The following is a 13,659-nucleotide window of genomic DNA, read 5'->3' on the forward strand; positions in this document are numbered from 1 at the left end:
GGACCGCGGGTGCCAGGTGAGCGTCGTGCCTATGGGCTCACACAGGCGAGCACGGGGGTGCTCGGCGTGCCTCCGCCGATGAACCCGAACGTGGTCGACGTCCCCGGCTGGAGGGAGCCGTTGTACGACACGTTACGCACGGTGACGGCCGAGCCGCTGGTGGTCAGCGTGCCGTTCCAGACCTGGCTGATGCTCTGCCCGCTGCCCAGCGTCCATCGGACGGTCCACCCGTTGATCGGCGAGTTGCCCGCGGTCACCGTGACCTCTGCCTGGTAGCCACCGGGCCACGAGTTGGTGGTGCGGTAGGTGGCGCGGCAGGCGCCATCGGGCGCCGGCGTGGTGGGGGTCGCCGACGGGCTCGTCGAAGGAGTCACCGACGGGCTCGTCGTCGGGGTCGGCGGCGCGGTGGTGGTGGGTGGACTGGTGGGCGCACCGGGCGGCGTCAGCGGGCACGTGCTGCGGTACTGGGTGATGCCGGTGCGGTCCGTCAGCGGGCACAGGAACTGGCTGTAGCGGGTGTCGTTGTCGACAAAGATCTTCAGCCACGGGATGACCACCCGCATCATGAGCGGGTTGTTCGAGGTCGGGAAGCCGTGGCCGGCACCGGCGAACTCCAGGTACGCGCTCTCGGTGCTGGCCGGTATCCCGTTGTACAGGGTGCTGATGCTGGCCGGGGTGGTGGTGCCGTCGTTCTGCCCGGCGATGAGCATGGTCGGTACCCGGGTGTTGGTCAGGTTCTGCGACGGGCTGAACGGCGCCAACCCGACCGCGGCCTTCAGCGAGGGACGCCGCAGCGCCGCGGACATCGCGCCACCACCACCCATGGAGTGGCCCATCACCGCCGCGCGACTCGCGTCGACCCGGTTGCGTACCGGGCTCTGCTGGGTCAGGTAGTCCAGGGCGGCCAGCAACTGGGTGCCCCGGGCGGTGTCCCAGTCGTTGCGGTTGATGGTGTCCACCCCGATCACGACGAACCCGAACGAGGCCAGCCAGTGGCCCATCCAGGCCCCCTCGGCGGCCCAGGTGGCGGTGTAGCCGGGCACGATGGCCACCGCGCCGAAGGTCCCCTGACTGGTGTCGGTCGGGTGGTAGATCACGCCGCCGCCGAAGCCGTTCCCGGCCGGCACGGTCACCTGTGTGGTGGCGAAGGTGCCGCGCGAGGCCCGCACACTCTCGGCGGTGGGGTCCGGGCCCCGCTGGTAGGGATTGTCCGCGGCCGAGGCCGGACGGATCACCGCCACGATCGACAACGCGCAGAGCGCGACCGTGGCCAGGACGCCGGCCCGCCTCACCAGCCGACGCGAGGGACGGACCGCGGGCCGGTTGGCCCGCGAACCGCTTGGTTCATGGTGTTCGATTCCGTTCTGGGGCATTGCGAGGTGCCTCCTTGTCGGCTGTCAGGTGCGAGCGTGGGGCGGTGACGTTCTCTTCCGGAGGGCGTGACCGCGGCGCGCCTCCCGCCCGCCACGAGCCCCGGCTGGGTGGCCAGGGCTCGCGGCCAGGATGGAGCGGACGGGCCGGCTACGGCAGCCAGCGGATGTGGGGGTTGAGGCGACCGTTGCGGTCGAAGACGGCCATGTTGTCCCACTCGTTGCCCGAGTTGGTGATGTCAGCCGGGTCCCAGCCGTTGCCGGGCACCGCGTACCAGGTGGGCTCCCAGTAGAAGATTCCGATGGCGCCGGCGTTGCGGGCGGTGTTCTGCACCGCGGCGAAGTTCGCCTGCTGCCCGGCCGGCGTCGTCTCGTAGCCCGAGCAGCCGCTGGTGACCACGTTCCGGGTGCTGTCGGAGTTGGCCGTGGTCTGCGGGTAGGCGGTCTCGGCGATGATGACCGGCTTGCCGTACCGGGACCGCATGTCCGACACCACACCGGCCAGGTTGGACAGGCTGCCGTGCCAGAAGCAGTAGTACGACAGGGCGGTGATGTCCCACTGCACGCCCTGCGCCCGGATACCGTCGTAGAACCACCGGGCGCCGCTCTCCACGTTCGCGGTGTGGATGATCACCTGAGTGCCACTGTTACACGCCTTCGTCGCGTTGTAACCCGCCTTCAGCAACCGCCCCAGATTGGTGAAGTTGTTGTTCACCACCCGACCGTCGTCCCACAACATCCCTGTGTTGATCTCGTTACCGATCTGCACACTGTCCGGCACCGTGCCCTGCGCCCTCAGGCTCGTGCACACGTCGTACGTGTAGTCGTACACGTCCGTGGTCAACCGGTCGATCCCATGACCCGCCCACGCCGCCGGCTTGAACTGCTTTCCCGGATCCGCCCACGTGTCCGAGTAGTGGAAGTCCACCATCAACTTCAGGCCCTTGGCCTTCACCGTCCGGGCGTACTGCAACACCTTGTCCTTGTTGTTGTAACCACTACGCGGGTTGTTCCAGATCCGCAACCGCACATAGTTCACGCCCGCGCTCTTGAGAATGTCCAACGCATCACCCTGGACACCATTGGCGTAGTAGTGCCGGGCCCCGAGATCGAGGGCCCGCTGTCCGGTCGACACGTCCGCACCCTGCATGATCGAGGTGTTGCCACCACCGTCCGCGGTGGTGACCTCGAGGTAGTCGACGTTCGCGAGCCCGCCGGAGGTCGTCGCGGCCAGCCGCACGGTGTTGGTTCCCGCGGCCAACTGCACGCTCAGGCCCTTGGTTGCCCAGCTGGTCCACGCGCCGGTGGCCTCGAAGCCGAGCGCGGACTGCACCACGGCGCCGTTGACGCTGACGTCCGCCGGCCGGCTCGCCGTGCTGCCGTTGGCGAACCGGACAGCCAGGTTGGCGGTGCCCGCCGCGGGCGCGGTCACCGTGAACGTGACAGCGGCACCGACGGCGTTGGTCGTGTCGCAGAAACCGCTGCCGGAGTATCCGGAGTGGTTGGAGGCGACCGCCCCACCACACACGGCGGGTGACGACTCCGCCTCGTAGCGGTTGGTGGCGGCATGCGCACTGAGCGCCAGCACGACGGCGGTGCCGGACAGAGCCGTCGTCACCGCCATGACTGCCGAAAGTCTCGTCAACGGTTTCATCGATGCCCCCTGGAGATGTCCATGGCGAGGTCCGTTCTCGGGTCAAAGGGGCCCACCCACGGCACGGCGGCCGGGGCGGGCGGTTGGCGTGCGGAGTTGACGGAACAGCCACGCCGAGAGGGCCGACCGCCCGTCAAGCCAGACCCCTGCGTGAGCCGTGGCACGAGGCGCTTCCGGTGGGTGGCCGGCCGCCCCCGGCACTGACGGGACCGGGGATGAGGCCCACGTCCTCGCATCGCAGGTGCACCTCTTCACTTCCATGACCGTGGCCACCGCGCCCGGCCTGCCGCGCGGAACCAGGACGGCAGCCCGGTACCCCGTGGCCACATCATCGGTCCGCCATCACGTAACAGCCCTGTCACCGCCTGGCGACGGTCACATGTATCACACATCCTGTCCGGCGGACATGGAACTGTCAATCGATGGATGTCCACGCCGTCGCGGTCGGCCACCGCCCGCGGAAGGGCACGACGAACCCATCCGGCCGTGCGAGGTGGACGGTCACGCCCCCGCGACGTCCACCGTGCTGCGGAGGGCTCCGGCCCTCAGTTCGGCGACGGTGTGCGCCCGGATCCGAGAGTGCTGCTCCCCGCCGGCGACGTGGGCGGCGACGGCTCGTATGTGTTCCTGAGCCGGTTCGGCCAGCCCGTCGTACACCGCCACGAACAGCTCCCGAGCGCGGGCGCGCGGCCAGCCCGACGGCATCAGCTCGACCGGGAGCAGGGGGTCGAGCACGGGGAACCGGCGGTACGTGTCCATCATCTCGGTGCGGGCCCGTACCGCCTCGGCGCCGGTGACACCGCCGGCCGTCATCCGGCGCAACAACGGGCTCCACCGCCGGATGAAGGCCCGGTACTGGGCGGAGATGCCCGCGACGTCCCAGGCGTCGACCGGGCTGCGGGAGGCGCCCGTGTCCAGTTCGAGGTGCCGCGCGCGGAACACGCTCGTCGTGCCGAACGCCACCGCCGCCAGCACCGCTCTCGCCGCCGCCGTCATCGGGCGCGGCGACACCCAGACGCCGTCGTAGAGCGGGGCGTACCCCCGCCACCGCAGGTCGTCCCGCAGCGCACGCCGTTGCGCGCTCTCCTCCTTGGGCATGGAGAAGGCGACGATGGTCCACCTGCCGTCCCAGGACTCACGATCCGCGGCGAACGCCGCGATCTCGGCACCTCCGGCCGAGAGGTTGACGGCGGCGGGCCGCGTCAGGCGGTATGAGCTGTGCCGTCCCCGCCGGCTACCCTCCAGCACCCCGCGGCGGGCCAGCCTGCTGATGGCCGTGCGAGCGGCGCCGCTGGTCACGCCGAACTCGCCGAGCAGGGCCACGATCGCCGCCGAGGGCAACCAGGCACGGTTGTCCATGGTGTAGTCCGCGACGAGGGTCACCGCCAGCCCCTGGGGTGAGTTGGCCTGCCTACGCGGCAGCCGCACCGATGCGACAGGCACGTCGGGGAAGATCTCCTCGATGTCGAAGGTTCTGACCACGGCGTACTCCGGCGAGCATCGGGGGCACAGGGCGGTACCGACTGTAGTGCGGACGCTCACCACAGGACACGCCCGCCACCGTGTGATCGAACCCTGCCGAAGCCGACCACGCGGACGCCTCGCCACGACCCGTCGCCAGGGCACTGCTCGCCGCGGCCGGGCTCTTGACGCGGTCCCGCGGGCGTGGCACTTTCAGATCACCAGCTCATAGAACGATATCTGTTCACCTTGTGTCGGTAACCGCGATGGCGTGCGCGCCGCGTACGCCGAAGGAGACCACATGACGGCATAGATTCTGGCCGGCCAAGCCTACTGAGGCCGGTCGGCGCGCCGGCCGGCGGCTCCAGGAACCACGCGCGGATCGTCGATGACATCTTGGCGGGTGCCTCCGTCGACCGCGTAGCGCTGGGGTGCCCGGCCAGGGTCGTTACGCGTCAACCGCCCTAGGCCGTGCGCGTACGTCAGGAGGACGCGGGTCGTCGACCGGGCAGCTCGGCAGGGCGACAGGGGTCCGCGGCACACCGCCACGCAGCGCCGGACGGGCGCACCGCTTATAGCAGACGGAGGATCACATGCAATTTTTGAAACGATTCATAACTGTCGCTGCCGTCGCGTCACTCGCGCTGGCCAGCGCCGGCTGCGGTGACGACGGGGGCGACTCGGCCGGGTCCGGTCCCGTCACCTTGCGGTACTCGTGGTGGGGCAACGCCGATCGTGCCGCGTTGATGCAGAAGGCGATCGACCTCTTCCAGACCAAGAACCCGAACATCAAGATCACGCCGAGCTTCCAGGAGTACGAGGCGTACTGGCAGAAGATGGCGACGGAGACCGCCGGGAACAACGCACCCGACGTGTTCCAGATGGACTTCTCCTACCTGCGCGAGTACGCCGACCGCAACGCCCTCTACGACCTGAAGAAGCAGGAGGGCGACGCGCTGAAGCTCGACGACCTGCTCGAGGGGCTCAAGGGCGCCGGCGAGGTCAAGGGCGGGTTGTACGGCGTCCCCGTCGGCGGCAACACCTGGGGGTACATGTACAACCCGGCGGCGTTCGCGCAGGCCGGCGTGCCGGAGCCGAAGCCCGGCTGGACCTGGAACGACTACCGGACCACGGTGGCGAAGATCACCCAGGCCACCAAGGGCAAGGTGTACGGCGGCGGCAACTACGTCGGCAGCTACTACAACCTGGAGTTGCAGCTGCGGCAGGAGGGCGGGCTGCTGTACACCGAGGACGGCAAGCTCGGCTTCGACAAGGCCCGACTGGCGAAGTTCTTCAGCGAGGGCAAGGCGCTCGCCGACGCCAAGGCCGTGCTGCCGATCGAGAAGAGCGTCCAGATCAAGCCGCAGCACGCGCTGGAGCTCGACCTGATCGCCGGCGAGATTGGCTGGGACAACTTCATGGCCCGGTACGCGGCCAGCACCAAGGCACAGCTCAAGCTGGGGCCGGTGCCGTCGGACAACCCGAACTCGTCGGGCCAGTACCTCAAGCCCGCCATGCTGCTCAGCGTCTCCAAGAAGACCAAGCACGCGGAGGCGGCCGCCAAGCTGATCTCCTTCATGATCAACGACCCTGAGGTCGGCAAGATCTTCGGCGCCAACCGCGGCCTGCCGGCCACCAACGCGCAGCGCGCCGCGGTCCAACTGGAGGGCCCGCTCGCCACCGTCGCCGCGTACGAAGAGGGGCTCAAGGAGCAGCTCACCAAGGCGCCGCCCGCGCCGCCGAAGGGCGCCGGCACCCTGGAGCAGGCGTTCATCCGGATCGCCGAGGAACTACAGTACGGCCGGATCAGCGTCGACGAGGCGGTCAACCAGTTCTTCACCGAGGTCGAAGAGACCCTCGAGTCCTGACGATGACAACGATCACGTCGACCCAGCGCAGCGAGGTCGGCAGCACCGGACCGGCGGGCCCCCGCAAGCGGGCCCGCCGGTCCGGCGACGGCGTGGCGGGCTACCTCTTCCTCTCGCCGTGGATCATCGGGATCCTGCTGCTGACCCTCGGTCCGATGGTGACCTCCCTGTACCTGTCGTTCACCGACTACGACCTCTTCGATTCCCCGGAGTGGGTCGGCCTCGACAACTACCAACGGATGTTCGAGGACGCCCGGTGGCTCAAGTCGGTACGCGTCACCGCGCTGTACGTGGTGCTCTCCGTACCGGTCAAGCTGGCCTGCGCGCTGGCCGTCGCCATGCTGCTCAACAACGAACGGCGCGGGCGCGCCTTCTACCGGGCGGCGTTCTACGGCCCCTCGCTGATCGGCGCGAGCGTCAGCCTGGCCATCGTCTGGAAGGCGATGTTCAGCGACGACGCCGTGATCGACCGGCTGCTACGCGCGATCGGCGTCAACACCGGCGGCTGGGCCGGGAACCCCGACTTCTCACTGCTCATGCTCGTGCTGTTGGCCGCCTGGCAGCTCGGCGCTCCGATGGTGATCTTCCTCGCCGGGCTCAAGCAGGTGCCGCGGGAGCTGTACGAGGCGGCCGAGGTGGACGGCGCCGGCCCGTGGCGGCGGTTCCGGTCCGTCACGCTGCCGATGATCTCCCCGGTGATCTTCTTCAACCTGCTGCTGGAGACCATCAACGCGTTCCAGGTCTTCACGTCCGCGTACATCGTCGGCGGGCCCAACGGCCAACCGGCCGGCACCACACTGTTCTACACCATCTACCTCTTCGACCGCGGCTTCGGCGACTACCGGATGGGGTACGCCTCGGCCATGGCGTGGATGCTGCTGGCCGGCGTCGGGCTGGTCACGCTCGTCCTCTTCCGCACCGCTCGGGGCTGGGTGTACTACTCGGGGGACAAACGATGAGACCAAGACTGTCCACCGTAGCCTGGCACGCCGGTGCCATCGCGCTGCTCGCCGTCGTGCTCTACCCGATCCTCTGGGTCCTGGCGGCGACCTTCAAGCCCACCGAGGACATCATCGGCAGTCTCCAACTGCTGCCCACCCGGGTCACGACGACCAACTACGACCGTGCGGTGGAGGGCATCGCCGGCATCAGCGTGGGGCGCTTCTTCTGGAACTCGACGCTCCTGGCGGTGCTGTCCGTCGTGGGCACGGTGGCGTCGTCGGCCCTGGCCGCGTACGCGTTCGCCCGGCTGCGGTTCCGCGGCCACGGGGTCATGTTCGTCCTCATGATCTCCACGCTGCTGCTGCCGTTCCACGTGCTCATCATCCCGCAGTACGTGGTCTTCCAGAAGCTCGGCCTCGTCGACACCTACGCGCCGCTGCTGCTGGGGAAGTTCCTCGCCGCCGAGGCGTTCTTCGTCTTCCTCATGGTGCAGTTCATGCGGGGCATCCCGTACGAACTGGACGAGTCCGCGAAGATCGACGGCGCCGGCCACTGGGCCATCTTCTGGAACATCCTGCTGCCACTGTCGCGGCCCGCCATCATCACCACGTCCATCTTCACCTTCATCTGGACCTGGAACGACTTCTTCGGACCCCTGATCTACCTCAGTACCCCGGAGAAGTACCCGCTGCCGTTGGCGCTGCAGCTCTTCATCGACGAGACCGCCGGCTCCGACTTCGGCGCGCTCATGGCGATGTCGATGCTCGCGCTGGTACCCGTCATCCTGTTCTTCCTGTTCTTCCAGCGTTTCCTCGTCGAGGGCGTCTCCACGTCGGGCCTGAAGGGATGAGACGCTTCGCGCTCTTCGCGGAGTGTCTGACGGCCGGTCTGCTGGTCGCGCTGTCGATCCTCCCGGTCGTCACGCTGCTGCCCGCGCTGGCGGCCGGCTGCGCGCACATCCGCGCGCACGTCGACGGCGAAACCACCGCCATCCGCGCGTTCTTCACCCGAGCCGGCGCGGCGTACCGGGGCAGCCTCCCGCTGTCGCTCGGCGTCGCGGCCGGTTACGCGGTCCTCGCCGGCGACGTGCTCATCCTCCGCGCCGGGGTGCCCGGCGGTGCTCTCGTCGCCGCCGCCTGCGTCGTCGCCGCCGTGGCGCTGTCGGTGGTCGTCCTGCGCGCCGCGGCCGCCTGGTCGCCGGGCGCGGCCTGGACGACGTTGGTACGTCACGCCGCCCGCCGCGCCGTCACCGGCGACCCCTCCGGTTCGCTGCTGCTGGTCATGGCGCTCGGCGTGCTGGTCGTCGTCACCTGGCAACTGCTGCCGCTCGTGGTGCCGATGCTCGGCTGCCTGCTCATGGCGGCCGTGGCGGTCGAACGCCGCCACGACCGCCACGCAGACCCGGTCCTGCGCCGCGCCCCCGTGTGACGGCGGAGGCGGCCGGCGGCACGTCATGACCTCATCCTGGACAACCCTCGTCAGGGCAGGTGGTCGCCGACCAGCGCGAGGCACTGGATCGCGGCGAGGGCGTACTGGGCACTGGCGTTGGTGGACACGAAGCTGGCCTCGTCGACCGGCTTGAGCACAGCCGTCCCCTCGACCCGCGCCGGACGGAAGTTGAGGTTCCGCGGGTAGCCGGCGTGGCCGGTGTGGAACTCCTGCCAGGCACGGGCCGCCAGCGTCGCGTCGCCGAGCTTCGCGGCGGCGTACGCGGTGAGCCGGGAGTGCGCCTGACGCAGGTTGAGGTTGCCCAACGACTGTCCGACCTCGGCGGTCTGCTCGGCGGCGGTGCCGTTGTAGAGCCGGCAGTACTGGAGCCACGCGTTGGTGAACTCCGGCAGGTCGACCAGGTCGATCAGTTCGCTACAGATCTCGACCAGGCCGAACACCGCGCCGAGTGACCCGACCGACACCGCCGGTTGGGCGGGGGCGAACGTCCCGGTCTCCAGGTCGTAGCGGCCGCTGCCCTGGATGAAGCCGTGGGGCATGGCGGCGATGGTGCGCGCGGTGTTGAGCAGTTTCGTCCGGGCGATCGGGTCTCCCCCGCGTTCCCACTCGGTGAGCCAGGCCGCGGCCAGGCCGCTCCAGTCGGTGCCGGTGCTGATGGACAGCGCGCGCGGGTCCGGCTCGTAGGGCTCGGTGCGGATCTTGCGGATCGGGTCGAGGACCAGGAAGGTCCGGTCGGAGTCGACCAGGTCACGCATCAGGTCGCCGACGCGTTCGTCGGCGGTGAGGAAGTAGTAGAAGCGCCGGTACGCCGCGGAGCTGATCCGCAGCTGTTTGGCGCTGTCGGCCCAGTGCAGCACTCCGTGCCGGGTGCCCAGGTCGCGGTACTTGCCGAGGTGGTAGACGTCCACCTCGCCGGTGTGCCGGGTCATCGCCTCGGCGAACCGGAACACGTCGGCCCGGCCGGAGCGCAGGTAGTGGTACCACAGCCACAGGTCGGGCGACAGTTCGGAGTTGGCCCAGGCGTACCCGCCGACGTCGTACCGCCACACGTGCCGGTCGGCGTCGTAGCTGTGCATGACGTCGCCGTAGTTCCAGAACCCGTACCACGAGCGCTGCTCCACCTGGTTGCGGTGGTAGTCGACCAGGAAGTCGAGGCGGTCCTCGATCTCGCGGCGGGCCGGGGTGCTGCGGTCGACGGGGCTCCAGTCGCCGAAGACACCGGCGGCGTGCAGGCTGGCCGGCGGGGCGACGATCAGCGGCGGCGTCCGGGTGGCGTCGGCGAGCTGCGCGAACCGCTCCGCCGACGGCGTGGCCGCCAGCGCCCAGAACGACAGCTCGGTGGTGCGGGCGATCCCGTACGGCCGGCCGAAGCCGGGCTCGTAGTCCTCGTACGTGATCTCCAGGCCTTCGAGCTGCTCGGGGTAGGTGTCCTGCCCCATCCCGTCGTGGTAGAAGCGCAGGTCCATCGGCGCGGCGTCGGGTGACCAGAGCCAGACGGTCACCTCGGCGGTGTCGCCGGCCGCGCCCCGGATGTCGAGCTGGCTCGGGTGCAGTTGCCAGAAGTCCTTCATGCCGAACGCGAGTCCGCCGGAGACGCCGCCGACGTACCCGAGACCGGCGGCGCGACGGCCGGTGTCGACCTGGATCCAGCCGTGCCCGGCGCTGGTGCGCTTGCGGATGTCGAAGCAGCCGTCGGAGAGCTGCCGGAGGCTGTAGTCGCCCCAGGTGGGGATGAGGTGCAGCCGGCTCGACACGCGAGTGTCCCAGGTGGACACGCTCGGGGTGGGGCGCCCGGCAATCTGCGCCTGCCGTACCGCCGCGCCGGGGTCACGCCGCAGGCCGGTGATGCCCCGGACCGCCTCGCTCAGCACGCCGTCGCCGTCCCCGGCGAACCGGATGTGCCGGTCGTGGGGCTGGTCGGTCATCGGCACCTGGAAGCGGACGCCCAGGCCGCTGATGAAGTCCTTCCTCTCGTCGCCGTCGAAGACGAACGTGTGCACCATCCGGATGCCGTCGCTGCCCGCGTAGAGGTACAGCCGAATCGTGAACGGCAGCCAGTGGCGGCGGCCCCGGAAGACCCGGTGCCGTCCCTCGACGCGTACGACCGCGCGCACCGGACCGCGCTGTTCGACGGTCACCGCCCGGACCTCGCCGGTGAACCGCTCGGTGCGGACGACGGCCGGAGCGTCGTCGGCGTTGTCCCTGCGCAGGCACACGAGCGTGCCGTTCGCGGCGACCGTGCGGCCGGCGCGGACGATCGACGGCACCAGGACGTAACCACCGCGGGCGATCGTGCACTGCACGACGCCGGTGTCCACCTGGATCGCCCTGGCGGTCTCGGTGACCCGCAGGGGTTTGGCCGGCGCGGCGGCCGCGCCGGGGCGCAGCAGGTACGCCTCGGCGGGTGGGGCCTCGGTGCCGATCGCGTGGGCGGTCCACTTGACCGAGCCGTCCGGCCAGAAGCCGATCGGCCAGGACTGCACGGGCACGGCCGTGCCCCCGGCGGTGGTCAGCGACAACTCCTGACCCTGCGCGAGGGTGCCGCGTGGCCAGGGCACGCCCCAGGTGCTGCCGACGAGCGCCCCAGGCGCGCCGCCCTCGAGCCAGCGCAGCGGCACGGCGGCCGGCTCGGCGGCGGTCTCGGTGACGGTGGCGGCCCCGGCGGGGGCCGCGGCAGCCGGCCGGGAGAGAGGTAGCCGGGTCGCGGCGCCGGCGACCGCGGCGCCCATCAGGAGACTGCGTCGGGGCAGTTGGGACATGGCGCACTCCACGTGGTGGGGATCCGCGGCGGAAGACCTGCTATGGAAACGCTTACCATCCTGTGCAGGAAATCAGATGCGTCGATACGCTGTCAATACCGTGCGGCGGCGATCCGCTCCTGTTGCCAGGCACGTTGATCACCCTGTGAAGGTGCCCTATGCTCCAACGCATCGGTACAAACGTTTTAACCAGGCTCCCACCTGGTAACGGCTGGTCATCGCCGTACACCGGGTGGACCAGGGCGCACTGGGAGGCGGTGGCCGACCACCTGCTGGACGCGGTCGTGCCCCACGCGGTGCCGGGTTTCGCCCAGTACCGGCTCCCTGGCCGGCCCGGCGGCGCGGGCCTGACCAGTGACGGCCTGGAGGGTTACGCGCGGACCTTCCTGCTCGCCGCCTTCCGTATCGCGGGCGCGGGCGGCGACGTGCCGGGGCAACTCATCGAGCGGTACGCGGACGGCCTCGCCCACGGCACCGATCCCGGCGACCGGTACGCGTGGCCGGCGCCGGCCGACTGCTCCCAGCAGATCGTGGAGGCGGCCTCGATCGCGTTGGCGTTGCACGAGACCCGCCGCTGGCTGTTCGACCGGCTCGACAGCCGGGTGCGGGAGCGGGTGGTCGACTGGCTCGCCGGCTTCGCGGGCAGACGGACGTGGCAGAGCAACTGGGTGCTGTTCCCCGTCGTGATCCAGCAGTTCCTGGCCGGCGTCGGCGGACCGCACGAGCCGGCCGAGATCGCCGGCGGGCTCGACCAGATCGAGCAGTGGTACGTCGGGGACGGCTGGTACACCGACGGCGCCGGACGCTGCTTCGACTACTACGCCGGTTGGGCGATGCACCTGTACCCGCTGATGTGGGCGCGGATGTCCGGCGACCGGGAGCGCGGCTTCCGGTACCGGGAGCGGCTGCGCGCCTTCCTGGAGCAGTACCAGCACATGTTCGCGCGCGACGGCGCACCGGTGCACCAGGGCCGGTCGCTGTGCTACCGGTACGCCGCCGTCGCCCCGCTGTGGCTGGGCGAGTTGACGGACGCCAGCCCGCTGCCCGCCGGGCGCACCCGCCGGATCGCCAGCGGCGTGCTGCGGCACTTCGTCGAGCGGGGAGTGCCGGACGAGCGCGGGCTGCTGGGCCTTGGCTGGTACGACGACTTCCTCCCGGCCGTCCAGCACTACTCCGGGCCGGCCTCGCCGTACTGGGCCGGCAAGGGCTTCCTCGGCCTGCTGCTGCCCGGGGACCATCCGGCGTGGACGGCCCGGGAGAGCGCCGCGCCGATCGACGACGGTGACCGGACCGTCGCGATGCCCGGCCCCGGCTGGCTGCTGCACGCCACCCGGCACGACGGCCTCGTCCGGGTGGTCAACCACGGCAGTGACCGGGCCCGCCACCTCGCGGCCGACGGGCTGGAGGATCCGCACTACGCCCGCTTCGGGTACGCCTCGCACGCCGCTCCGGAGGCCGGCGAGGACGCCCGCCTGCGGGCGGTGGACGGCCATCTCGCCGTGGTGGCGCCGGATGGCACGCTCTCGCGGCGGCGGAGGATCGAACCGATCGCCGTGTTCGACCGGTTCGCCAGCTCCGCCTACGAGGACGCGCTGCCCGCCGGTCCGGTCCGGGTGGAGACCGCCTCGATCGTGCGCGGGCCGTGGGAGGTCCGCGTGCACCGGGTCACCGCGCCGCCGGGCTGCGGGGTGCGCGAGGGCGGGTACGCGCTGGCCGGCGACCGCCCGCCGGCCGACCAGACCGGGCCCGGGTGGGCGTGCGTGCGGCGGCCGGACGGGCTGGCCAGCACCGTGGTCGCCCTGCACGGCCTCCGTGCGGCCGCCGTGGCGAGGTCGGTCGACTCGAACGCGTACGGCGCCTGCTCCGCCACCCCGTACCTGACGGCGACCGAACACCCGGGTGGGAGCGCGCTGTACGTCTCGCTGGTGACGCTCACCGGGGACCGCGTCGTTCCGGACGCGCTGCGGGAGTCGGTCGTGACGGTGGTCGACGGGGACAGGGCCGGCGTGCGGTTCCCGGACGGGGAACGCGTCGAGGTGGTGCTGGGCACCGCGCGGTCCTACGTCCGCTACCCGGTGGCGGGCCCGCCGGTGCGCTGGTCACCGGCTTGACACTGCTGACCGTGGAGCCGATCATTTCCGTAACCGTTTTCTGAA

General features: G+C 70.5%; 9 protein-coding genes. 5 read left to right on the forward strand and 4 right to left on the reverse strand.

The window, feature by feature from the left end; genetic code table 11:
- Nucleotides 1-29 precede the first annotated feature (29 nt).
- The 3 genes from E1165_RS01650 to E1165_RS01660 form a co-directional block, all read right to left on the reverse strand.
- Entirely contained in the window at nucleotides 30-1,292 is a 1,263-nt protein-coding gene (locus tag E1165_RS01650) for a cellulose binding domain-containing protein (protein WP_305792141.1), read from the reverse strand.
- A 229-nt stretch (nucleotides 1,293-1,521) separates the two neighbouring features.
- Nucleotides 1,522-3,024 (reverse strand): glycosyl hydrolase 53 family protein, encoded by a 1,503-nt coding sequence (locus E1165_RS01655; protein WP_132386944.1) that lies wholly within the window; start codon nucleotides 3,022-3,024, stop codon nucleotides 1,522-1,524.
- A gap of 501 nt (nucleotides 3,025-3,525) precedes the next feature.
- The gene (locus tag E1165_RS01660; protein WP_132386946.1) at nucleotides 3,526-4,506 is read right to left on the reverse strand and encodes a PaaX family transcriptional regulator C-terminal domain-containing protein; all 981 of its coding nucleotides are present in this window, start codon (nucleotides 4,504-4,506) and stop codon (nucleotides 3,526-3,528) included.
- A gap of 725 nt (nucleotides 4,507-5,231) precedes the next feature.
- Here E1165_RS01660 and E1165_RS01665 point away from each other — a divergent pair.
- From E1165_RS01665 to E1165_RS01680, 4 genes are read left to right on the forward strand one after another with little or no spacing between them, the layout of a single operon-like run.
- A complete protein-coding gene (locus E1165_RS01665; RefSeq protein WP_165945102.1) occupies nucleotides 5,232-6,353 on the forward strand; it encodes an ABC transporter substrate-binding protein in 1,122 nt (373 codons plus the stop codon).
- A 2-nt stretch (nucleotides 6,354-6,355) separates the two neighbouring features.
- Nucleotides 6,356-7,312, forward strand: coding sequence for a carbohydrate ABC transporter permease (locus E1165_RS01670; RefSeq protein WP_132386950.1), 957 nt, complete (start codon nucleotides 6,356-6,358; stop codon nucleotides 7,310-7,312).
- Entirely contained in the window at nucleotides 7,309-8,145 is an 837-nt protein-coding gene (locus E1165_RS01675) for a carbohydrate ABC transporter permease (protein ID WP_132386952.1), read from the forward strand. Before E1165_RS01670 ends, E1165_RS01675 begins: the two co-directional genes overlap by 4 nt.
- Nucleotides 8,142-8,723, forward strand: coding sequence for a hypothetical protein (locus E1165_RS01680; RefSeq protein ID WP_132386954.1), 582 nt, complete (start codon nucleotides 8,142-8,144; stop codon nucleotides 8,721-8,723). The genes E1165_RS01675 and E1165_RS01680 overlap by 4 nt, the downstream gene beginning before the upstream one ends.
- 50 nt (nucleotides 8,724-8,773) lie before the next feature.
- On the opposite strand, the gene E1165_RS01685 is transcribed toward E1165_RS01680, so the two are convergent.
- The gene (locus E1165_RS01685) at nucleotides 8,774-11,503 is read right to left on the reverse strand and encodes a Tat pathway signal sequence domain protein (protein WP_132386956.1); all 2,730 of its coding nucleotides are present in this window, start codon (nucleotides 11,501-11,503) and stop codon (nucleotides 8,774-8,776) included.
- 158 nt (nucleotides 11,504-11,661) lie between these two features.
- Here E1165_RS01685 and E1165_RS01690 point away from each other — a divergent pair, with 158 nt between their 5' ends.
- The gene (locus tag E1165_RS01690) at nucleotides 11,662-13,614 is read left to right on the forward strand and encodes a DUF2264 domain-containing protein (protein WP_132386958.1); all 1,953 of its coding nucleotides are present in this window, start codon (nucleotides 11,662-11,664) and stop codon (nucleotides 13,612-13,614) included.
- The last annotated feature ends 45 nt before the right edge of the window (nucleotides 13,615-13,659 follow it).

Origin of the sequence: Micromonospora sp. KC723 (assembly GCF_004348595.1) — a bacterium.
Taxonomy (GTDB): Bacteria; Actinomycetota; Actinomycetes; order Mycobacteriales; family Micromonosporaceae; genus Micromonospora.

What these genes read in the sequence shown, in the direction of transcription:
- E1165_RS01655 (WP_132386944.1), bottom strand. Translation starts at nt 3,024, where the DNA reads ATGAAACCGTTGACGAGACTTTCGGCAGTCATGGCGGTGACGACGGCT.
- E1165_RS01665 (WP_165945102.1), top strand. Translation starts at nt 5,232, where the DNA reads ATGCAGAAGGCGATCGACCTCTTCCAGACCAAGAACCCGAACATCAAG.
- E1165_RS01670 (WP_132386950.1), top strand. Translation starts at nt 6,356, where the DNA reads ATGACAACGATCACGTCGACCCAGCGCAGCGAGGTCGGCAGCACCGGA.
- E1165_RS01675 (WP_132386952.1), top strand. Translation starts at nt 7,309, where the DNA reads ATGAGACCAAGACTGTCCACCGTAGCCTGGCACGCCGGTGCCATCGCG.
- E1165_RS01680 (WP_132386954.1), top strand. Translation starts at nt 8,142, where the DNA reads ATGAGACGCTTCGCGCTCTTCGCGGAGTGTCTGACGGCCGGTCTGCTG.
- E1165_RS01685 (WP_132386956.1), bottom strand. Translation starts at nt 11,503, where the DNA reads ATGTCCCAACTGCCCCGACGCAGTCTCCTGATGGGCGCCGCGGTCGCC.
- E1165_RS01690 (WP_132386958.1), top strand. Translation starts at nt 11,662, where the DNA reads ATGCTCCAACGCATCGGTACAAACGTTTTAACCAGGCTCCCACCTGGT.